18 protein-coding genes are annotated in these 23,468 nt (G+C 41.1%); 9 read left to right on the top strand and 9 right to left on the bottom strand.

From position 1 onward, the window contains the following. Positions 1-37: 37 nt before the first annotated feature. On the bottom strand, positions 38-1,138 hold the full coding sequence (locus GGR21_RS01935) for a phosphotransferase enzyme family protein (protein ID WP_183305448.1): 1,101 nt from the start codon (positions 1,136-1,138) through the stop codon (positions 38-40). Between the two features lie 328 nt (positions 1,139-1,466). Here GGR21_RS01935 and GGR21_RS01930 point away from each other — a divergent pair, with 328 nt between their 5' ends. The 5 genes from GGR21_RS01930 to GGR21_RS01910 all read left to right on the top strand — a co-directional run bounded on the left by GGR21_RS01930 (position 1,467) and on the right by GGR21_RS01910 (position 8,865). Next, positions 1,467-3,872, top strand: coding sequence for a TonB-dependent receptor (locus GGR21_RS01930; protein ID WP_183305447.1), 2,406 nt, complete (start codon positions 1,467-1,469; stop codon positions 3,870-3,872). 139 nt (positions 3,873-4,011) lie between these two features. Then, positions 4,012-5,238 (top strand): PepSY-associated TM helix domain-containing protein, encoded by a 1,227-nt coding sequence (locus GGR21_RS01925; protein ID WP_246347963.1) that lies wholly within the window; start codon positions 4,012-4,014, stop codon positions 5,236-5,238. A gap of 229 nt (positions 5,239-5,467) precedes the next feature. Further along, the gene (locus GGR21_RS01920; protein WP_183305446.1) at positions 5,468-7,777 is read left to right on the top strand and encodes a TonB-dependent receptor; all 2,310 of its coding nucleotides are present in this window, start codon (positions 5,468-5,470) and stop codon (positions 7,775-7,777) included. Positions 7,778-7,783: 6 nt separating this feature from the next. Beyond that, on the top strand, positions 7,784-8,593 hold the full coding sequence (locus GGR21_RS01915) for a DUF4249 domain-containing protein (protein WP_183305445.1): 810 nt from the start codon (positions 7,784-7,786) through the stop codon (positions 8,591-8,593). An 83-nt stretch (positions 8,594-8,676) separates the two neighbouring features. Further along, complete coding sequence (locus tag GGR21_RS01910; protein WP_246347962.1) at positions 8,677-8,865, top strand: DUF4834 family protein; 189 nt, start codon at positions 8,677-8,679, stop codon at positions 8,863-8,865. An 8-nt stretch (positions 8,866-8,873) separates the two neighbouring features. Here GGR21_RS01910 and GGR21_RS01905 read toward each other — a convergent pair whose 3' ends face one another. The 3 genes from GGR21_RS01905 to trpS all read right to left on the bottom strand — a co-directional run bounded on the left by GGR21_RS01905 (position 8,874) and on the right by trpS (position 12,335). Beyond that, positions 8,874-9,815, bottom strand: coding sequence for a glycosyltransferase family 2 protein (locus GGR21_RS01905; protein WP_183305443.1), 942 nt, complete (start codon positions 9,813-9,815; stop codon positions 8,874-8,876). Positions 9,816-9,834: 19 nt separating this feature from the next. Beyond that, positions 9,835-11,184 carry a DUF4026 domain-containing protein gene (locus GGR21_RS01900; protein WP_183305442.1) on the bottom strand — a complete coding sequence of 450 codons (1,350 nt, stop codon included), beginning with the start codon at positions 11,182-11,184 and terminating at the stop codon, positions 9,835-9,837. Positions 11,185-11,345: 161 nt separating this feature from the next. Beyond that, positions 11,346-12,335, bottom strand: a complete 990-nt coding sequence (trpS, locus tag GGR21_RS01895; protein ID WP_183305441.1) for a tryptophan--tRNA ligase — start codon at positions 12,333-12,335, stop codon at positions 11,346-11,348. 133 nt (positions 12,336-12,468) lie between these two features. On the opposite strand from trpS, the gene GGR21_RS01890 reads away from it, so the two are divergent. The 4 genes from GGR21_RS01890 to GGR21_RS01875 all read left to right on the top strand — a co-directional run bounded on the left by GGR21_RS01890 (position 12,469) and on the right by GGR21_RS01875 (position 16,817). Next, positions 12,469-13,317 carry an alpha/beta hydrolase gene (locus GGR21_RS01890; RefSeq protein WP_183305440.1) on the top strand — a complete coding sequence of 283 codons (849 nt, stop codon included), beginning with the start codon at positions 12,469-12,471 and terminating at the stop codon, positions 13,315-13,317. A gap of 12 nt (positions 13,318-13,329) precedes the next feature. Continuing rightward, the gene (locus tag GGR21_RS01885) at positions 13,330-14,562 is read left to right on the top strand and encodes an isocitrate dehydrogenase (NADP(+)) (RefSeq protein WP_183305439.1); all 1,233 of its coding nucleotides are present in this window, start codon (positions 13,330-13,332) and stop codon (positions 14,560-14,562) included. A gap of 161 nt (positions 14,563-14,723) precedes the next feature. Further along, a complete protein-coding gene (gene dnaN / locus GGR21_RS01880) occupies positions 14,724-15,848 on the top strand; it encodes a DNA polymerase III subunit beta (protein WP_183305438.1) in 1,125 nt (374 codons plus the stop codon). Between the two features lie 198 nt (positions 15,849-16,046). Beyond that, a complete protein-coding gene (locus tag GGR21_RS01875) occupies positions 16,047-16,817 on the top strand; it encodes a 3'-5' exonuclease (RefSeq protein ID WP_183305437.1) in 771 nt (256 codons plus the stop codon). Between the two features lie 156 nt (positions 16,818-16,973). Here the strand turns inward: GGR21_RS01875 and GGR21_RS01870 are convergent, their stop codons facing one another. From GGR21_RS01870 to GGR21_RS01850, 5 genes are all read right to left on the bottom strand, one after another. Then, positions 16,974-17,147: a hypothetical protein gene (locus tag GGR21_RS01870; RefSeq protein WP_183305436.1), complete on the bottom strand. Its 174-nt coding sequence runs from the start codon at positions 17,145-17,147 to the stop codon at positions 16,974-16,976. A gap of 72 nt (positions 17,148-17,219) precedes the next feature. Beyond that, positions 17,220-19,427, bottom strand: coding sequence for a DUF4838 domain-containing protein (locus GGR21_RS01865; protein ID WP_183305435.1), 2,208 nt, complete (start codon positions 19,425-19,427; stop codon positions 17,220-17,222). 97 nt (positions 19,428-19,524) lie between these two features. After that, positions 19,525-20,673, bottom strand: a complete 1,149-nt coding sequence (locus GGR21_RS01860) for a DUF1735 and LamG domain-containing protein (protein WP_183305434.1) — start codon at positions 20,671-20,673, stop codon at positions 19,525-19,527. Between the two features lie 38 nt (positions 20,674-20,711). Continuing rightward, positions 20,712-21,851, bottom strand: coding sequence for a glycoside hydrolase family 18 (locus GGR21_RS01855; protein WP_183305433.1), 1,140 nt, complete (start codon positions 21,849-21,851; stop codon positions 20,712-20,714). A gap of 24 nt (positions 21,852-21,875) precedes the next feature. Further along, a complete protein-coding gene (locus GGR21_RS01850; protein ID WP_183305432.1) occupies positions 21,876-23,462 on the bottom strand; it encodes a SusD/RagB family nutrient-binding outer membrane lipoprotein in 1,587 nt (528 codons plus the stop codon). Between the last annotated feature and the right edge of the window lie 6 nt (positions 23,463-23,468).

Genomic DNA, 23,468 nt, shown 5'->3' with positions numbered 1-23,468 from the left:
ATACGGCCGCTATTTTGAAAAACAAAATGATGAATTTCTATTTTTTCAGATCATTTATAGCATCTTCCACTATCGTACACATCTTGCCATAATTTTCTTCCATCGACTGCAGTAATTTATACTGAGCACGTGTCCTCACCAGATTGTGAGTTTCATCTTTCACCTTATAATAATTATCTCCGTCTATATAATCCATCAGGAAACGAAGCACCTGCTCGAATGTTATATATTTGGCAGAAAAAGCAAGATTCTCAATTTCGGACGGAGTGAGGAACGATACAGTTTCCGACAGATAACCCTTGGTATAACCTTCAAACAAGTCCATCTTCATGTACACATTATCCAGATTTTCATCGTCTTCTTTACCTGCATTGGTATAGGAACGTATAGCATCGCCATAATCATTCAGACACATGCTGCTCAATACAGTATCCAGGTCGATCACACAAAGCACATTCCCTTTTTCATCGAATAATATATTGCTAATCTTTGTGTCGTTATGGGTAACACGTACAGGAATTTCTCCCGATTCGAACTTAGACCATAGAGACAACATTTCAGTTCTGCGGCTTTCAATCCATTCTATCTCTTCCTTAACCTGGGCTTTTCTTCCCACAGGATCTTTTCTTAATACATCGTCCCATTGCTCAAACCTGAATTTCATATTATGAAATCCGGGCAGGATATCGGCCAAAGGCTCTTTCATATCAGCCAGCATCGACTGGAATTTACCTATACCTTTACCTCCCTGTGAAGCCAACTCCGGAGAGTCTGCCGTCTGGTATGTAATAGTATCTTCGATAAACAGACAGGCTGCCCAGTATTCTCCTTTTTCGTCTTCGAAATATAGTTTTCCGTCGACTGTCGGAGTCACAGTCAATGCTTCACGCAAAGGGTCTCCTCCGGCTTCAACAACCTTTTCTTTCAAATGGGAAGTCACCTTATGGATGTTCTCCATCATGGCAGGCACATTCTTAAAAATGTTCTTATTTTTCCGTTGCAGAATGTAATTCGGACTATTTCCTTCTGTCTCAACGAAAAATGTGTCGTTTATCAAGCCTTCGCCTAAGGGACGGATTTCTTTCACTATACCTTCAAAGGCAAATTTTTGTTCAATGTTAGCTGGCAATGCGATCATAATTTATTTTATAATTATTTGGTATTAGATAAATCAGCTTTCTGATTGTATTTTTCATGTATTAATTAACACTTCAAATAGTCATGACGAAGATAGAAGTTTTCAATTTAATATTGTATTAATTAAAAAAAAATAACACTTGACAACCTGAGTAAATTTAAGATAAATATTATTCTTCTAGCTTTCATTTTATCTCACAATCCCTATTTGTTGCTATTACACCGTTTTATTTTCATTATTTGTTGCGATTGTAAGGAAATTCAATAATAAAGACCTTTGCCATCGGTTATTACAATCTATTCGTTAATAAATAAAATATATACAAACTATGAAAAAAATTTGTTTTTTCCTACTATTAGTGCTAATAAACTGTTCCTTGACGATGGCCAATGGGATCAAAGGAAAAGTCACAGATGAAAAGGGCGAGCCTTTGTCTTCAGCAACTGTAAAGATAAAGGAACTACAGAAAGCCGTCATGACAGATGAAAACGGGACATTCAGCTTTATCGGGCTTCCCCGCCAGGAAGTTACCATAGAAGTTACCTTTGTCGGATATAAATCATATACGGAGAAAATCGATCTTACCAGACAAGACCGGGTAAAGATGACCATCAAAATGGAAAGTGACAATACGCTAAGCGAAATCGAAGTATTCGGTGAGCGATACAAGCAGCCTGAAAAACTGGATGCCATCACCCGCATGCCACTCCGCCCCAGCGAGCAGATACAAAGTATATCCGTTATCTCTGAGAAGGTAATAGCAGAGCAGGGAGCTTTAACTATTACGGATGCGATGCGCAATGTTCCGGGTGTAACCCTTTTCGGTTCATATGGTGGTGTAAAAGAAAGTATGTCTACCCGTGGATTCCGTGGTATTCCCGTACTAAAGAACGGCGTCCGCATGGATTCACAATTCCAGACAGCTTCGGGCATCTCTGATATGCAGGGTGTGGAAAGTATACAAATGATAAAAGGTTCGGCTGCCGTAACACAGGGAGTCATTTCCGATCTTGGTAATGCCGGCGGTGTTATTGATATCGTTACCAAAACTCCTAAATTTACCAAAGCAGGACAAGTAGATGTACGTGTGGGTAGCTGGGGACAATTCCGTCCGACATTCGATGTCCAAACAATATTGGATAGCGAAAACAAGACCGCATTCCGTTTGAACGGGGCTTACGAAAGAACAGATAACTATCGTCCGGTAGTGTCTAGCGAAAGAGTATATATAAACCCTTCTTTTGAATGGCGCCCGTCTGACAAGACTACAATTACAATTGAAGGAGATTATCTGAATGAAGACCGCACACCTGTAACAAGCACAGTAAACTTTGCCGATCAGGATGTTAACGCATTGTATGAAATGCCTCATGATAAATTCTTAGGCTTTAAGAATGATAATGTAAATACTGAACTGCTTACTTATTCGGCTCGCATCAAACACTATCTGACAAACAAATTAAGTGTACGGGCTGCCTATTTCCGTTCTTCTTATCAGGTGGATAATACATCAACAGCATTAGCTCCTGAAACCAGAAACGACTATGAAAATCCTGAAAGAGTGCGTAGCATGACCAGGTCTTTAAGAGATGATAAGAATACCACATTCCAACTCGACCTTGTAGGACAGGATATTTATACAGGACCAATTAAACATATATTCCAGGTAGGATTTGATTATCGTATAGCCGACGCAACAACTACAGGTTTAGGTACTATCGTTATCGATACAATAGATGTACTAAACGGAAACTTTAGTAATGATTATCAGAAAGTGACATTTGCAAACCCAGATAATGTCCTGGGAGTAAATACCAAATACAATACTTACGGTATTATGGCTCAGGAAGTGATGACTATAAACAAGTATGTGAAAGCTATTTTAGGGCTGCGCTACAGCTCTATATCTACTATATCTTCCTCTGCAAAAGGCAGTGATCCCGGACGCACAAAAGAAGATGCATGGGATCCGATGGTCGGAGTGATGGTTTCGCCGATAGAGAATGTAAATATATTCGGATCATATACCACCAGTACAAACCTGAGAAGCGCCAGTAATATCCTCACAGATAGCATTACCCGTATAGGAGCTTCCCGTACCAAGCAGTGGGAAGCCGGGTTTAAGTCAGATTGGCTGGATAACCGCCTGCGTTTCAATTTTACATATTTCCACATCTGGACTGACAATTTATCTAACTCGGAATACCTCCCCAACTCAAATGTAGCAACGGGGTACTATTACAAAGCCGGAGATTTGGTACGCGATGGTATAGAAGTAGAACTGAATGGCCGTATACTCAACAATCTACAGGTCATGTTAGGCTATGCTTACCTGAATGCCCGTTATAAAAACAGTCCGTCTTACGTGGAAGGTTCTGCTCCGATGAACGCACCTGAACATACAGCAAACGGATGGGTCTATTACACAGTAGACAGAGGCCTGTTGAAAGGATTATCGGCTGGTGTGGGAGCATACTATGTAGGAAAACGTCCGGTAAACGAATATTCTCTTGCCCCTGACGGACACGGAAATATGGGAGGGACCAAACCGTTCGACATGCCTGCTTATACCACTGTAAACGCACAACTGGCATATAGTATTGGTAAAGTAACAACCCGTGTATTCTTCAACAACATCTTTGATGAGATCGGATACAATTCATATTTCCGTGGAGGATTTATTAATCAGATAGACCCACGCAATTTTGCCGGAGTGGTGTCATACAGGTTCTGACCAATCACTATTTATTATTACCGGGAAACTATTTTTTCATTATTTATAGTGATTGCAGAATATAGGGATTAATACGACCTTTGTAGTGATGATAGTTTAAAAAATTACTAAACTTTGATGATAGTTAGAATCCGGTGTTATGAAGAAATTCATTAAACACCGGATTTCTTATAAGATAAAAACATATTATATGCGAATTTTCTTGAAAAAACTTCACAAATGGCTCTCTCTTCCTGTCGGAATCATTATCACCATAGTATGCCTTACCGGAGCGATCCTTGTTTTCCAGGATGAAATATTACAGGCGGCCAATCCCTCACATTATTTTGTAGAAGAGCCCGAAGGAACTCCAATTCCGTTGGAAGAACTCGTGCCGATGGTAAATGCTCAGCTCGACAGTAATTCTGTTGCGGCCGTACAGATATTCGACGATCCCAAACGGACTTACACCATGACCCTGGCCGAAGGATTCCGTGAATCGGCCTTTGTCAACCAATATACGGGCGAAGTTACCGGATTTTATAAATTCAGGGAAAGTCCGTTCTTCACCATAATGACCCTGCACCGCTGGCTTATGGATGGCAGCCGCACATGGGGTAAATATACAGTAGGTATCTCTACCCTGATTTTTGTATTTATACTTATTAGCGGCTTCATCGTATGGATGCCCCGGAGGATAAACAAAAGCCGTTTCAAGATACAGTTACGTAAAGGTACCAAACGAATGATGTACGATCTCCACAATGTATTAGGTGCTTATGCCTGTCTCGTATTGCTGATTTGTGCTCTTACAGGTATGGTATGGTCGTTCGAATGGTATCGTAACGGAGTATTCAAACTTTTTGGAGCAGAGGTACAGCAAAGCCAGGGACACGGTGGTGGCGGTCAGCGTGGAGGTGGACAGCGCGGTGGCGGCCAACGGGGCGGTGACGGAGAGAAAAAAGAAAAACCACGGGTAAATTACGCCAGCTGGCAAACGGCTTTCAGTACCCTGTCTGCATCGACTAACTATGAACATATCCGCATACAGAACGGTACAGCCAACGTCCATCTAAAATCGTCAGTCACTTCGCGGGCTGCCGACAAATACGATTTTGACAGGAGAAGCGGGGAAATTACCCAAACCACTCTCTTCAAAGATCAGGAAGGTACTACAAAAGTATGGGCATGGGTCTACACCCTCCATGTAGGCAATTACTGGGGTATCTGGTCCAAAATATTTACATGCTTCTTCTCGCTTGTCGGAGCCAGCCTTCCTCTTACAGGATATTACATATTTTTCATCAAAAGGAAAGATAAGAAAAAGGTAAGAGATAGAAAAAACAAACGTCAGCAACAATCTGCAAAAGAAGAGGTTTTATCTTAAAATGAATTAAATAAATTAACAAAAAGACGTTTTTATAAGAGTTTTCGAAATTAGTTTTATCTTTGCGTAATTCGGTGTAGAATTTATTAGAAGAAGCGCTAATTTGTTGTTAAATATCAGGCTTTGATTATTCGTAATCGAAAGTATTTTATACAACTATATTCAGCTATAACTAATTGTTGTTATATTACTAAAATAACAAATAGGTTTGTGACCTTAAAACTCAAGCATGAAATTTCTTTTTATTTATATATTCATAATTCTTGCGATATCTGTTTCAGCCCAAAGCAGATATACAATCAAAGGGAAAATAAGCAACATTGAAAAAGGAGAAGCTTTAGTAGGTGCTTCTATCGGCACTTTAGAACTGCCACAACACGGAGGCTTTAGTGACGATAAAGGGAATTATTCCATTACCTTACCTGCCGGTGAGTACAATTTTGTTTTTAAACTTCTGGGATATCATACTAAGCAAATTAAAATAAAATTAGATAAAAACCGGTCACAAAACATAGAACTTGAACCCGAAGTTGTTTCGCTCGGAGAAGTAGAGATATCAGCCCGACGCACCGACGACAATATAAAGAACGTACAGTCGGGTGTAGACAAGCTCGATATAGAAGTAGTAAACAAAATCCCCGTACTGCTGGGCGAAAGGGATATCCTCAAAACCATCCAATTGCTGCCGGGGATACAATCGGCCGGAGAAGGCAATACCGGATTTTATGTAAGAGGGGGCAGCGACGACCAGAACCTTATCCTGCTGGACAATGCCGTAGTGTATAATCCGTCCCATCTCTTCGGTTTTTTCTCAACATTCAACTCCGATGCCATAGACGATATGACCATTTATAAAGGTTCTATGCCGGTACAATACGGAGGAAGGCTATCATCTACACTGGATGTGAACATGAAAGACGGCGATCTGAAAAAATTTGGTGTAAACGGAGGGATAGGCCTTATCTCTTCGAAACTGACTTTCGAAGGGCCTATACAAAAAGAGCGTTCTTCATTTATCCTTTCAGCCCGTCGCACCTATGCCGATGCCCTGGCTCATGCTGTAGGAGTAGAGCAAATAAAGGATTCGAAGCTGTATTTTTATGATCTGAATGCTAAGTTGAGCTATGTACTGTCAAACAAGGACAAGCTGACATTGACTGGCTATTACGGAAAAGATAAGTTAGGACTGAACAAAGTAGCTATGATGGACTGGGGAAACTCCATTGCCAGCCTGAAATGGAACCATATCTTCGATGCGAAAAAAGCATCTACCACCTCGCTTTCCTTTACCGACTACACATACAATGTGAGTGTGGATCTTACTGCCGAGCTTACTATAAAATCACATATCAGGGATTACAACTTCAATCAGGAGTTCAGTTTCTATCCCAATGACAAAAACTCAATAAAGGCCGGATTCACATCCATGTACCACCAGATAGTTCCGGGAGACCTTGCCAGCACACGTATACACGTAGATCCGTACGAGCACCGCGATTCGTGGGAAAACGCGCTGTATGGATCAAACAACATGAAGTTAAATGATAAATTAGAAATAAGCTATGGGCTGCGGCTGTCCACTTTCAGCGCATTGGGAGGAAGTAAATATTATACATTCGATGATAACCAGAATATTGTAGATACCCTGCACACCAAAAGCGGTCAATTTGTAAAAACATACTGGAACATCGAGCCTAGGATATCGGCTGCTTACCAGTTAAACAAGGAGTCTTCGGTAAAGATAGCTTTCGCCAGAACTTCGCAGCACATGCACCTGCTGTCTACCTCCAATATGACCAGCCCGGTCGACAGATGGATCGCCAATACAAATTATATAAAACCGGAGATCGCCAATCAGGTATCAGTCGGATATTTCCGTAATTTCGACAACAATATGTTCGAGTTCAGCGCCGAATTATATTACAAAAATCTGGAAAACCAGATCGATTATAAAGACGGTGCAGATGTCAGAGGAGGAAAGGATGTTATAGAAACTGAATTATTATTTGGCAAAGGCAGGGCATACGGACTGGAGCTATTCCTGAAAAAACGTTTCGGACGGTTCAATGGCTGGATAGGGTACACCCTTGCGCGCACAGAACGAAAGATAGAAAAGATCAACGACGGAGCATGGTATCCAGCCAATCAGGATCGCACTCATGACCTGTCATTTGTCGGTATCTACGACCTGAATAAAAAATGGACTTTATCGGCCACATGGGTTTTCGCCACAGGAAATCCAACCACATTCCCTTCGGGAAAATATGTTGTGGACGGCCATGCGGTCTACTACTATGAAGGACGGAACCAATACCGGGCCCCATCATTCCACAGGCTCGACCTGGGAGCGATATGTACACTAAAGAAAACGAAGCGTTATACTTCCGAGCTGGTTTTCAGTGTCTACAATGCTTACGGACGAAAAAACCCGTATATGTACGGATTCAGGCAGAACGAGTATGATACAAATATATCCGAATCGTATATGATTTACCTGTTCAGTGTGATCCCTTCTATTTCGTGGAATTTTAAATTCTGATAAAAGATGAAAGTCATATATAAAATAGCAATTCTTGTGTCGCTTATCGTATTCGCAACATCCTGCGAAGAAGTTGTGATTCTGAATTTGAGGACAGCCGATCCGAAGAATGTTGTAGACGCTTATATTACCGAAAACTCTCCCTGTTTCGTCCTTCTTACAAAGTCCCAGGGATTTCAGGATAACAGTGCTTACGAGAGAATCTCTGATGCCGAAATAAGACTCACTAACTCGAAAGGCAGAACTGAGATTCTACAAGAAAGCAACTACGAAGCCGGTTTATATTATTCTGAAATGCTTGGAGAAGCCAATTGCAGCTATCACCTCGAAATACAAATCGACGATGACATTTACGAAGCTACTGCAACCATACCCGAAGTAGTATATATAGACAGGATTTATATATACGAGATCAAAGCGGGCACCAAGTCCTGGTATTCTCCGGCTATTACTTACCAGGATCCTCCGTATACGAACAACTACTATTATGCCATATTGTCTGTTAATGAAAAGATAATGAGGTCGATATATCTTTTCGATGACGAGCATACAAACGGGGACGAATGCGACGAGATTCTATTTTTCAACAAGGATGACAACGACGAAGAAGACTTGCAAACCGGGGATATAATCAGGGTAGAACTACAAAATCTGGATATTGGCATGTACACATTCTACAAGTCGCTCTATTCTGTAGCAGAAGGCACAAACGCCATCAGTAACTTCACAGGAGGAATCTTAGGCTGCTTCAAAGCTTATAATTCCAGTATATCCGAGGCCATTGTAAGTCAGGATATAGTAGAACCTGACGATTAATTTGTATCTTTGCTGTACAAAAGGCTTTCTTTATTCAAACCAGTATGTTTAAATTTTTAGGAATTCTATTAATATTCGCCCTTTTGGGATTTCTTATACTTGGCGTGCTATTAGGCAGGGTCATGCGTTTTTTTGCACCTAACAATAAAAATAAATCCGGCCGTCGCCAGACTAACAAGCAACAGCAGGATGCATATAACACCTCTCAGAAGAAATTCTCGAAGAATGAAGGAGAATATATAGATTATGAGGAAATAAAGGACAATGAATAGGTATTAACCTATTCCTCAAAGTTTACTGTACAGTCTATTATATATTCGGGCCTGCCTTTCACCTCATCAAAAAGGACACCGATATATTGTCCCAGAACCCCGATTGTCAGTAATTGTACACCTCCGAAAAATATAATGATGATAACAGTAGACATCCATCCCGGAATTGTTGTTATTGCTCCTCTCTCATGAGCGATCCATACCCACAACGCATAGACGATCCCAACAAGCACAGCTAGCGAACCGAGACTAATGGAGAGCATCAGAGGTTTCTTTGAGAAATACAACAATGCTTTTTTTGCAAAAGACATCATCTTCTTGAATGGATACTTTGTTTCCCCTGCAAAGCGGGCATCCCTGTCGTAATAGTATGGAACCTGCTTAAAGCCGATCCATGTGATAAGCCCCCGTATATACTTTCCTTTCTCCGGCAACTTATTGAAGGCTTCGATCGCTCTTTTATCGATAAGCCTGAAATCGCCCGTATCGAGAGGAAATTCCACTTCGGACAGGCTATTCATTGTTTTATAAAATAATTTTGCCGACGACTTCTTAAAGAATGATTCACCCTTCCTTTCTTTCCTTACACAATATACAACTCCGGCCTCTTCCTGCTCGTGAGTCTTTATTAGTTCGGGAATCAACTCCGGCGGGTCCTGCAAATCGGCATCTATTATCACCGCCAGATCTGTATCACAGTTGTGCAACCCGGCCGTTACAGCCGGCTGATGCCCGAAGTTACGGGAAAAATGTATCACCTTCACATTTTTATCCTGATAGGCGATAAGATCCAGAATATACTTTGTTTTATCTTTACTGCCGTCATTTATGAAGATAATATAACCATCTACATCCGTTAAAGATAACAGGACTTCCTTGGTTCTCCTATAAAATTCTTCAATAACAGCCTCCTCATTATAACAGGGTACAATGACAGAAAGTGTTTGCATAAATTATCTATCTTAAGTTCTAATTCTCTAACATATATACAGAATCGGTGGTATATGTGCTGTCGGGCGAATAAATGAGCCAGTCTGTCAATACGTCCAGCGGATAAGTATTCACATCACCTTCATTCAATCCCGATATCCAGTATGGCTGATTCAGCAGCTTTCCGGTTATACTCCCCTGCTCTACAGACAACACATCGAACCACAGATGTTCTTTTTCGCTTCCTGTTTCGGGATCGTCCACCGTAAGCCCCAGCTTCACCAGGAATGACCATCCCGGAGCTTCTTCTTCCTTTGCTCCGAACATCTTTTTCAGAAACGATTTCTTTTCCGGTTCTTTCCTTTCTCTTCTAAACACATTTTCGAACGAAGCAAACCGTTCTTTAGCGAGAGCGCTCATCCGCTCTGTTTCTTCATTCGTTATATAATAAATAGGATTTTCGGCTAATGTTGACGCATATATTTCAGGCGAGATCATGTTTCCGTCTTCTACGGCAAACAGGATACCCGATGGTTCGGCATGTACATTATTCGCTTCGTCACGGTCACCTAATCCACCAAGTATATTCTCCGGCAAGTCTTTCAGCGCCTCTTCCCATCTGAGCCAGCACAGATTAATACCCATACCGTCGTAACCTATTGTAAAGCGTTCCTTCTCCTTAGACGGGTTTGTCAGGAATTTTTTCACGGTCATATTGATCAGTGTATTCATTTGCTCCGCTCCCTGGCTAAAATTCAGAATCTCCAGTTCTACCGAAGCACAACGGTGTAAGCCGTGTGTGTGGAACCAGTATCTTTTTTCTCCATCTTTTCCTTCCTCATCATATACACAATGTAATGTATATAAATAATCGGGAGATGGAGGAATAGCCGATTTTGCTGTCATACTCAACCATTTCGCAGATAATAACCGATACGACATAAAGTCTATCAGCAGACTGGCATCAGGCACAATCGTATTCATTATTTTCAGTTGCAAATGAAACGAAGTTAAAGGTTCCAGTTCGAAATATATGGATGTTTCCAAATAATACTCCTGCTCCATGGCTGACTGCAACGATTGTTCGTCTATGGAATTGGCAAACCCGTAATCACTCAGATTAATATTTTTTGCATCGCAGACATATAGTTCCACATTGAAAACAGCCTCTTTATATTCAACTTCGGCGTTGAAACTCATGATGGAAAATTCACTGTCAACCTCGGCCTTATTAAAAGAAACAAGGTTAAAATCTTTATTATCCGCCAGCGCTTTCTCTATTTGTGTAGCTTCAAATTTAAAATTCTTATCAGACGGGTATATCCCCATTACCGAAGCCAGGCCTGTTTCGCCTTCGGCCAGTAATTCATATTTTTCACTATTGTCCATGAAGAAGTGTAATTGTGTTATTTAAATTGGTTATCGACTGGTTACAAACTTAATCAAAATCTCTTTAGAAATAACGATTATATAGATACAAATATTTTAATTTAAAAACATAAAAAAGCCTTGACATGTATATATCAAGGCTCTTTATCTTAAAAAATAATTTAAAACTTCTTTATTCCCATAATATCACGCACATCATTTATCGTTTTGCGCGCGCTTTCACGTGAACGTTCAGCACCTTCTGTCACCACTTTGTGCAGATAGGCGTCATCATTCTGAATATCCCTGATACGTTCGCGTATAGGATCGGTAACTTTTATGATATCCTCCGCCAATTGCTTTTTCAAATCGCCGTAGCGGATTTCACAGGTATTCCATTTATCTTCGAAGTACTTCACAACCTCATCTGTAGATACTACTTTCAGTATTGTAAACAGATTTTCTATATAATCGGGTTTTTCGGAATCCGGAGCCTTTGGTCCTTCATCTGTCAAAGCACGTTTTACCTTCTTTTCTATACTTTTAGGATCTTCGTCAAGATAAATACAGTTACCTTCCGATTTACCCATTTTTCCACTGCCGTCCAATCCCGGAATTTTTATCAGTTCCTCTCCAAAATTATAAGCGACAGGCTCCTTGAAATACTCAACCTCATACAGGTTGTTGAAGCGGCGTGCAAATTTGCGTGTCATTTCCAAATGCTGCTCCTGATCTTTACCCACAGGTACCTTATCGGCATTATGGATAAGAATATCGGCGGCCATAAGTGTAGGGTAAGTAAGCAAACCTGCATTCACGTTATCTTTATGTTTGCGGGCTTTTTCTTTGAAAGACACGGTTTTGGAGAGTTCTCCCAGGTAAGCATGCATATTCAGAAGCAGGTATAGTTCACATACTTCTGTCACATCGCTTTGTATATATATTGTCGAAATATCGGGGTCGATGCCAGCCGCCAGATACTCGGTCAACACGTTTTTCACATTCTGATGTAGCATCTTAGGATCGGGATGTGTGGTCAGAGAATGGTAATCGGCAATAAAGAAAAAACATTTGTTTTCATATTGCATCCGTGTGAAGTTTCTCAATGCTCCAAAGTAATTCCCAAGATGAAGCTTTCCGGTAGAACGTATTCCGCTTAAAACTGTTTCCATATTTCAGATTAATTTTTCGAAGCACAAAGATAGTCAAAATTCTACAAAACGATGGTTATATCTTTCTTATTGTGCTTTTGAAGTAAAGCCTAAAATATCTATCTTTGGAAATCTCATTTAACAACTAAAGAAAATGACAAAATCTGTAACTCTTTTTTTAGGATGTTTGTTATTCATATTCACATCCATAAATATGCATGCACAAAAAACTGTAAAATTGTGGGAAGGAAATCCGCCTACAAATAATGAACTGGAGAATCAAAATCCGGAACTGACTATCTACTCCCCGGAGACGGCATCTAATACAGGAATGGCTGTTGTTATATGTCCGGGAGGAGGATATTCCGGACTGGCCATGGATCATGAAGGAAAACAAGTAGGCGAATGGCTTATCAAGCAGGGTATTACAGGCATTGTCCTTAAATACCGTTTGCCCAACAAACACAAAGGGGTGCCATTGGAAGACGCGCAGCAGGCAATACGCTATGTTCGCGAGCATGCCAAAGAGTTAAACATTAATCCGGATAAAATAGGCATAGCAGGTTTTTCGGCCGGAGGACATTTGGCGTCGACCGCTTCTACTCATTATGCCACATACGGTACCAGTACCCGTCCCGATTTTTCGATCCTTTTCTATCCCGTTATCACAATGGAAGTAGCCACACACGGAGGTTCTAAAAAAAATCTGCTGGGCGACAACCCGTCCGTATCGGATGTTTATATGTTTTCGAACGAAAAACAGGTAAATACGAACACTCCCCCGACAATATTGTTATTAAGCGATGACGATAAAAGCGTGTTGCCTGTCAACAGCACATTGTATTACGATGCATTGAAAAGAAATGATATTCCCGCCACAATGTACATCTTCCCCGAAGGTGGCCATGGATGGGGTATGAGAGAGAATTTCAAGTATCATAAACAAATGCTGGAATTACTTGGAATGTGGCTGAAAGACATGAATGAGAAACTGGATAAATAAACAGAATAGAACATGCAAAAAATAAAAGTAGCAAACCCTGTTGTGGAAATGGACGGGGACGAAATGACCCGTATAATATGGCAATATATAAAAGACAAACTGATATTACCTTATGTTGATGTCGATCTGAAATATTATGACCTGAGTATAGAAAACCGTGATGCGACAGACGATCAGGTAACGATAGACAGCGCCGAGGCTACAATAAAATACAAGGTGGCGGTGAAATGTGCGACAATCACTCCCGATGAAGCACGTGTAACTGAATTCGGGCTAAAGAAAATGTGGAAGTCGCCTAATGGCACCATCCGCAATATTATAGGTGGAACTGTTTTCCGTGAACCGATTATCATCAGCAACATTCCCCGCCTGGTGAATACATGGACCAAGCCAATCATTATTGGCCGTCACGCCCATGCCGACCAATACAAAGCGACCGATTTTGTTACTAAGGGAAAAGGCACATTGACGTTAACTTTTACTCCTGAGAATGGGGAGCCGCAATCATATACCGTATACAACTACAGCGGAGACGGCGTGGCTATGGGAATGTATAATACAGACGAGTCGATTTATGGTTTCGCTCATTCTTGCTTCAGATTGGCCCTGGCTAAAAAATATCCGTTATATCTGTCTACAAAAAACACGATACTGAAAGCTTACGACAGACGTTTCAAAGATATTTTCCAGGAAGTATATGACAACGAATATAAGACCGATTTCTTAAAGGCCGGAATCACCTACGAACATCGCCTGATAGATGACATGGTAGCCGCAGCTCTGAAATGGAACGGGGGCTTTATATGGGCATGTAAAAATTATGACGGGGACGTACAATCCGATACGGTAGCTCAGGGATTCGGGTCTCTCGGTTTGATGACATCCGTACTGCTTACTCCCGACGGGCAGGTGATGGAAGCCGAAGCCGCACACGGCACGGTTACACGCCATTACCGCCAGCATCAGCAAGGTAAGGAAACATCCACCAACCCTATCGCATCCATTTTCGCATGGACAAGGGGCCTTGCCCACAGAGGAAAGCTGGACGGGAATCAGGCATTGATCGATTTTACAGAAAAGCTTGAAAAGACTTGTATAGAAACCGTTGAACAAGGTAAAATGACAAAGGATCTTGCCCTTTTGGTTCATGGTGAAAATATGCAACGAACAGATTATCTGAACACCGAAGATTTCCTGGATGCAATAGCAGAGGGGTTGAGCAAAAAGCTAAATTTAATGTGCTAATATGCCGATGTGCCAATGAAAAGGGATATAAAGTTTATCAACTTTTGAAATTCAGTTGACAAGAAACTAACTGACAGATAGGATTGATATAAATGAAAAAATACCTATATTTGCTCTATTGATATTACCTGAAATAAAAAACTTAATAATACACTTATAATATGAAATTTGTAGTTTCCAGCACAGCCTTGTTAAGCCACTTGCAGGCGATCAGCAAAGTGATCAATTCGAAAAACACATTACCTATCCTGGACTGCTTCCTTCTTGAACTGGAAGGCTCAACTCTGAAACTGACAGCAGCCGACTCTGAAACCCGTCTGGTTACATCTCTTGAAGTAAATGATGCGGAAGGGAATGGTAAATTTGCGGTGAATGCCAAGAATCTTCTCGATCCATTGAAGGAACTTCCTGAACAACCGCTTACATTCGAGATCAACAACGATAATCTGGAAACATTCATATTCTTCCACAACGGTAAATACAATTTCATAGGTCAAAGTGGTGATGATTACCCACAACCGAAAGAATTGAAGGAATCGGCAGTCAGCCTTTCCATCGATCCTCAGGTATTGTTTTCGGGTATCAACCGTACATTGTTTGCAAGTGCAGACGATGAACTCCGCCCTGTAATGAATGGTGTGTTCTTCGATATCACAACTGACGATCTTACTTTTGTGGCATCGGACGGACATAAACTGGTACGTTGCAAGACAATTGCTGTCAAAGGAGCTGAAAGAGCTTCATTTATCCTGCCTAAAAAACCTGCTAACCTGTTGAGGGCTATACTTCCGAAAGAAAGCGAAACTGTTGAGATCCGATTCGATGAGAATAACGCATACATCAAAATGTCAAGTTATACAATGACTTGCCGCTTTATTGAGGGACGTTACCCGAATTATAACTCGGTAATTCCACAAAACAATCCGAACAAGGTTGTTCTTGACCGTCAGTCTTTCCTGAATGCATTGAAACGTGTATCGGTATTCTCTAATCAGGCAAGCAACCTGATCAGACTGCAACTATCGGACAGAAGCATTGTTGTTTCGGCACAGGATATCGATTTCTCTACCGCAGCAGAAGAAACCATCCCTTGCGAATATACAGGCACACCGATGAACATCGGATTTAAGTCGAGTTTTCTGATTGAAATTTTGAATAATATACCATCGACAGATATTTCTTTAGAGTTATCCGACCCTTCACGCGCAGGACTGATCATACCTACCGAAAATGAGGAAAATGAAGACCTGTTGATGCTATTGATGCCGATGATGCTGAATGACTAAACTGTTATATCAAATTATATTATAAAACAAGAGGCTGTCCCAAAAGTAAGATTATACTATCAAAGTGTTACTTCCCTTTGTCATTCTGAGTGCAACGAAGAATCCCGACTCTCCGGAAACAAGATGTTTCACTCCGTTCAACATGACAAAGAGATAATAAAAATTACTTTTTAGACAGCCTCTTTTACTTGAATTTTTATGGAACTGAATCTTAAAAACCCGCTTATTTTCTTCGACCTCGAAACAACCGGCACTGATACGGCAAAAGACAGGATTGTAGAAATATCCTATCTGAAAGTGTTTCCTAACGGAAAAGAAGAAATTAAGACCAAGAAGATAAATCCTGAAATGCCAATTCCTCCATCTTCTACTGCCATACATGGTATATCGGACGAAGATGTGAAAGATTGTCCTACATTCAAGCAGATTGCAAAATCACTTGCTGTGCAGATGGAAGGTTGCGATCTGGCGGGATTCAATTCCAGCCGTTTCGATGTGCCCCTTCTGGCCGAAGAATTCCTGAGAGCCGGCGTTGATATAGATTTCAGTAAACGAAAGATGATCGATGTACAGATCATCTTCCACAAAAAGGAACAGCGTACCCTAGAAGCTGCTTATAAGTTCTACTGTGACAAAGAATTGACTGACGCGCACTCTGCTGAAGCTGACACAAAGGCTACTTACGAAGTACTGAAAGCACAATTGGATAAATATCCTGATCTGGAAAACGACATCGAAAAGCTGGCTTCCGAATTCTCATTCTTCAATAATAATGTCGATCTGGCAGGAAGGATAATTAAGAATGAAAATGGTATAGAGGTCTTCAATTTTGGGAAGCACAAAGGAAAACCGGTTGTGGAAGTTCTTAAAAACGAACCCAGTTTCTATGCATGGATGATGGATGCCGATTTTCCACTGAACACCAAACAGGTACTGACGAAGATAAAACTGAGAGAGATACAGAAATAAAGATAAGATAAACATATAAAAAACCTGGTCTACCATTGTTATAGATCAGGTTTCTTTCTTTTATACCAATACATACAAAAAAAAGACAGGCTGATGTCGCATCAACCCGTCTTCCAACCTTAATCAAAATTCCTATGATGTGTGAATAGGATTTTGTCATTTATTTACCTGTATTCCAGCCCTTAATCTCAACTTCAGGGGGGCTTCCGCCTGTGGAGTATATTCCATCGTTATAGCTTTTGTTTCTCCCGGTACCACCGGGATATAATAATCTTCATAAAAAGCAGGAAGTATCCGCTCTTCTGTTTTTAGTTTATATATAATATACAACCTCCGGATACTTATATAAGACAACTGAAGGTGCCTGTAATACTAGTCTAATTAAAGATTATTAACTAAGTTTTATTTAACAACAATTTCATCAATAAAGAACCAGCATGGATGGCCTACCCCATAATGCCAGTGCGGACAGACTTTTGTTCCTGCTATTTCAACTTTTATATAGCGGGCATTTATTGGTTTTCCGGTATATGTAATATCCACAAATTTAACCTGTGGGTCCCGGTCTTCCGGATTATCTATCGACTCTACTGTCTTATAAGACTTACCGTCTGAAGATACCGAATATGTGACATTTACAGGTTGAAGTATCCATGCTCCCAGTTGATGTAAAAAATCTGTCTGTATCGTAGTGAATGTTTGTTCCTTGCCCAAGTCGACAATAAAAGAACCGTCCACACCTTCCCAGCCTATCCATCCTTCGGTAAATGTCATTCCTCCATACAAACCATCCGTTAGCGCGCTTCCATCCATAGAAGCATATTTACCGGTAGGAAGCACCAAATATTCAATTTTAGCACCATGCGATAGTATTTTTTCATCCGCAGGCATATATCGCTTCCGGTAAAGTTCACAGTAATCGACCGGTGAATTTTCTCTTTCGTTGAGTGTCGGCACATTGAATAACCGGACCCGTTGTTCGAACAGATCCAGCTTTCTGCTGATATCCTCGACATTCATCTGACTCTCTGTACGGGCTATATCAAGTTCCGAATATTGTAAAGGCAGGCGTGTGCGCCAAACTCTCTTCAATAAAACAGAATCGTTGGCAACTGCCGCTTCCGCCTGATCGAACAGGTGATTATACCTCCTCATCAGTTGGGGCTTTAACATTCCTTCTTTATGAGATACGGGCGAATCATAGATCCATAATCTTTTTCCGCTACCAATAAGGGCTCCCTCCATCACTTTGATGTAACGGTACAGATATGGGGCGGCATCACCATAATAGCCTCTCAGAAACACATTCATCAGAGAATCTGTATCGGCCTGTGGATTCCACATCAGTTTTGAGACCAGCCAGGTACGCATTTCTGCGAAATCCCCGCCTCTGCTACTGGCTATCTGTGAAAAGTGCATTGTCGCTTTATTCTTCTTGAAAAGCCGGATATTATCGCCCAGAATATGGAAGTTGGGGAATGGCACAAGGTAATTATCGAAGTTGATACCATAATCCCACACAAATATATTACCGGATATACGGCTCCACCCTTCAATGGCATCGACGAATTCCCTGCCCGATGCGTTTTCTGTCAATGAAACTTCCCTGTCGCAATCGATACTGCACAGCATAATATTTACATTCGGCCGGGGTTTTACATGCTTTGGCGGTTTCATTGTATAGAGATAGGCCAGTGTAGAAATCTCTTTATCGGGAAATCTTTCTGCCAGTTTATTTATAAAGTGTATAAGACTACCCGAATATGCGCCCTCATGCTCGTCTATCGCCTTGCATTTGTCACACTGGCAATTCGTATAATTTCCGTCATTCTGACTAACGGATATAATATGTTTATCCAGGTTTGCCTTGAATATAGAATCGAGTCGCGCCGCTACAATTTCCAGCACATCCGGATTAGTCAGGCACCATTGGCTAGCTTTTCCGGGATGGCGTTTGCCATTGAAATAGGAATAATATTCGGGATGGTCTTTCCCATACACAGATGACGGTAACAACTTGTCGAAGGTATGTACCCAATAGTTTGCAGCAAAGACTTCATTGGGTGTTTTCAACCTGTTCCATAATTTATATACAGAATCTGTAGCCATAGCATAATTCTGGCTCTGGCGATAGCGGAAAGCCGGATTTTCGGTAATATCAACAAATGGAATCACGATTGTCCCGGACGGGGTAAATGAATATTCATACTCACCCCAGTAACCTACACCCAAATAACGTTCGAGCAATGTAACCACTGCATAAACAGAGCCATACCCGCCACCCGAAACTATGTGGAGATTGTTTTTAGAAACGGATATTCTGAATCCGTCTTCTGTAATATCTTTTGTTATGATATCCTTATTTAAGTCGCCATTTCCTATAATTATATCACTTTTACGAGTATTTGTATCGTGAACAATGGGAAGTTTTGCATTACTTATCCGCCGGATAAAATCCTGAAGTAAACCGGCGGCTTTAATATCTACCGCATCATTTGTTGACAAAACAATACGCCCTACAGGTTTTCCTTTCTCTACAACAGGCAGCTGGGCATTAAGTATGCCTGAAGCAAACAAGAGAAAGAATAATGAAATAAGAATGCGTCTCATGGTAAGATTATAAATTTTTGAATAAATGAGAGCGGCACTTTGCCGCTCTCTGAAATTTAAGGATTTAATACCTTAAAACCTAATAATTAACACAGAATTATTGTTGGTCGAACCGGATATTATGTTCCCATCCCTGCAATATTCCGGCTGTAGCCTTAGCATCGTGACCGTTTCCGGTGATATCTTCGAATTCTGTACCGTCGCCTTCATCCAGTGGCAGATACAAAATCAGATCCGGATTTGCAGGATTGATAGAATAATACATATTATTCTTTATCTGGGTTTGAGTTATTGCAGTTTTCCATAAACGTACCTGGCTCATAGCACATCTGTCAGGAAAGTAAGTCGATCCACTGGAAATCATCTGCAAGAAATCGAAACGGACAGAACCTCCGTTTGGTGCAGGTGGATCAAATTTAATCTTTTCTTCTCCATTCTGGAATATTGTTAATGTTGTTCCATCATACACAAATGCCCAATGATACCATTTGTTAGCTTCAAGATCTGCTGAAGTTTGCACCTGGCCTCCTAAGGTTTTTATCTGCAAATAATTATATGGCCTGTTAGCATCACCGAAACGGATATAGATTTCATGATCACCACTACCTGTATTGAAGATCGCCTGATTATTTTTACTATAAGCTGACATACGCGCCCAGCATTCAAGACTCCATTGAGTAGTAGTTATTCCCCAGTTAGTTTCCGGCCCGGCATTAACAGCTCCATCGTTGACTCCTTTCATTACAGGAACAGAGACATTCAATGGTTTTGCCAGTAAATAGATAAATTTCGATTGGGATACTGATTTTTCAACCCCTCCGGCAATGACATTTCCTAATTCCACGCCCAGAGCATATTGTTTCCCACCTGTTTCGAAATCATCGACATGGATAGTATAAACTACCCCTATCTCTCCAGCCGGAATTGTAACTTTAGCTCCGGCCGGAAGCTGAAAATCAGGCACCGGATAATACTCGCTATTGTTGGTCTCATTATAAGGATCGAGCAAAGCGGAGTTCAGCTTGATCTCCACTTCGACATCTTTATCTATTTTTTTAGCCAGACGTATATTTACATTTATATCCACACCGTCGTCCATCGTTAATGTCACCGCCTTGACAGACCCGGCAGCATCACTCAAATATACACTATTATCTTTTACTTCGTACTCCGCATTGTCACATCCGGTAAATAATATAATACCGAATAATGAAATAGCAAAGCTCAATATATATATTTTTTTCATAAACTAATCGTTTTATTAAGAATTACTTAATATGCAAATTACGGTTGTTCTTCTTCCCCTGACGGAGTTGGATTCAGTCTTTCATAATAAATCCGGTACAAATTGGTAATGCCTTTGCGCAGGAAATAATATTCAGGAGAGCCATCATAATCACCCTGTCCCTTAGGCATATAGTCAAATCCTGAACGGTATAGTCCGCATCCTCCGATTTGTTGGTTCAGTCCATCCGGTTCATAGATAAACTCCGACATACCTAAAAATCCACCTCCGGTATTAGCATAAGATTCAAAATTTTCGGTAAGGATAGTTCTACGAACCACCTCTTGTTCAGTAATTCTGCCCGCAGCAATGTGCTCACTCATATCCTGGATTACCCCCCTAACACGGGTCGTACGGTTCGACTCCGTGGTCGATCCATAGGCCTGCAATACAAAATAGTCTACATACTGAGATTCCCAGTCCTTATCCATATGCGTCCATGTACCAACTTCTCCATCTATAATGAACAGAAGTCCCGGTATAGTCGATTTCCGCCCGTCCCGGTCAGTCCTTTGAGAACCTGCACCAAACCAATAGCCCAATTCTTCGACAAATATTCTCCGCTGAGTCTTGTTTGTCCATAAATAATTTCCGGTTCCCTGACTAGGCTCATAGTCCCAGTCATAGCCATCATATCCGGCTGCGACAACAGCATCGTATATTGCTTCTGCATATTTACGTATCGCAGGCCTGACTACAGCCTCGTCCGAACTGTTGCCTATATCATATATCGGATCTTCGGGCATATCATCACCCACTTTGGCCGAGAAAAGAGTCACTACCACCTTTGTTCCTTTCACCTTCTGCACATATTCCATATCTGCCCTGCGTTCAGCACTAAGGTCAAATTTAGGATGCCCTCCCCAGTTTGAAGCAATGGTCACAGAATCGGGCAATCCCCGAAGACTGTTCTCTCCTGTAGGAGACACACCATTCCAGTTATCGAACCATACAAAAATCTGAGGTAATCCCGGTGTATTCTTCCATTCACGAAGAGCGGCATAATATTCGTCTGTTTTTGTAGTTAAATTCAGATCGGTATCGTTTACGGATTCTACTTCAGTCCAGTCGCTACATCCAATAAACAAGACACAGACAAAAGCAAACAAGAATGATTTATTTAAAATATTTATATTCATAATATCTTATATTTAAGTGTCAATTTACGGTTTTTTTGCCCACCAAAGATCTGTATTAGCAACATCATCCCCACCAAGCATTTGTATTGCCTTCTGGACATTCTCATTATTGCCCTGGTATTGAGATTGTGGGAACGGCAAGCGTCTCACCATCCGCGACGATGTATTGGTAACGGTTCCTATAAATCCGCTCGAACCAAGATTATTCACAGCCGGGAAGAACTGAGGGAATCCTGTACGGCGATGATCACTCCACGACTCAAGTCCTAAAGGATAATTAGCCAGCCATTTTTGGGTGATTATTTTTTCCAGTTTAGTATTCGAGGCCGTTCCGGCATCGGTCCAGGAGACAGTAATAGGAGAGCTAACCGATACATTATTTCCCGAACTGTACGGATCGGAATATGCCTGAGGAGACGTTGTTCCTGTCAGATAACTTCCAATAGTCACTCCATGCTGCTCCATCGACAGACTTATGCCTTCTTCATAGAAATTTTTGGCCTGAGCATCACTTCCTGCTATCCAGCCTCTCAAAACGGCTTCTGCTTTCAGGAAAGCCGTTTCGGCGGCACAATATACCAACAATGGAGAATCGGCCGTAAATGCCGGTTTAGAAAAATATGTGCTATTAGAATACCGGCTCTTATTTATATTCTCAATTCCCATGCGTACCCCTCTATATGTAGAGCCGTAAGAGCAGAGAGTCATATAAACCGGAGCACGGGGGTCGCTATATCCATTCATAAAAGAAGATAACGTGGCGTTTATTGCCAAATCTCCCCACGAATGCGAAGCCTTATAATAAGGATTATCCTGTGTAGGGATAAAAGCATTGTCAGCATTTGCTTCTATCGGTCCGCCGGCAATAGCTTCCGTAATTGCCTGTTTTGCATATTCGGTATCTACCAATGCAATACGCACAGCTAAACGGAGTTTTAGCGAGTTAGCCAGTTTCAGCCATCTGGAGAAGTCTCCTTTATATACTATGTCATACTCTGCCAGAGGACTTTCGGACGGGCTTTCCGCCAGATAGCTCTTTAGTACGGCAATACTATTATCCAGGTCTGCTATCATATTATGATAAAGATCCTGCACATTATCATATTCTATCGCATCCGAGTCTACAAGTCCGATCTTTGAATAAGGGATCGGCCCGTAAATATCTGTAACGCGCAACATTGTAGCAACTCTAAGAATCGATGCCCATCCATAAATATATCCTTTAGACTCGGTAACATTCTTTACTTTAATGAAATTAGAGTTGAAATCTACCATAATGGTTTTGAACGGATAGTCCACCCAGTCGGTAGCCGGATTGAATGTACCAAAATTAGTTCCCTGCCAGTTATTTGTAGTTACCATATATCCGCCATACTGATTTCCTATCATCTGGTCTACCATCTGGTTGCGGTTTTCCTGAGCGTAGTGCATCGTGGCTATTAAAGAAGAGAACAGGGAACCTAACCTTTCAGACTCTGTAAGGTCATCTTCGGTAGGATTAGTCGGATGAAGATTCAGGTTATCAAAATCTCCGGTACATGATGGTGTAAACAAAACTGCAAAAGACAGGACAACAGCAGTCAGTATTGTTTTAAATTTATATTGTTTCATAGTTTT

This window comes from Dysgonomonas hofstadii (assembly GCF_014196915.1).
Classification (GTDB): domain Bacteria; phylum Bacteroidota; class Bacteroidia; order Bacteroidales; family Dysgonomonadaceae; genus Dysgonomonas; species Dysgonomonas hofstadii.
This window is presented reverse-complemented; position numbering and strand designations above follow the sequence as displayed.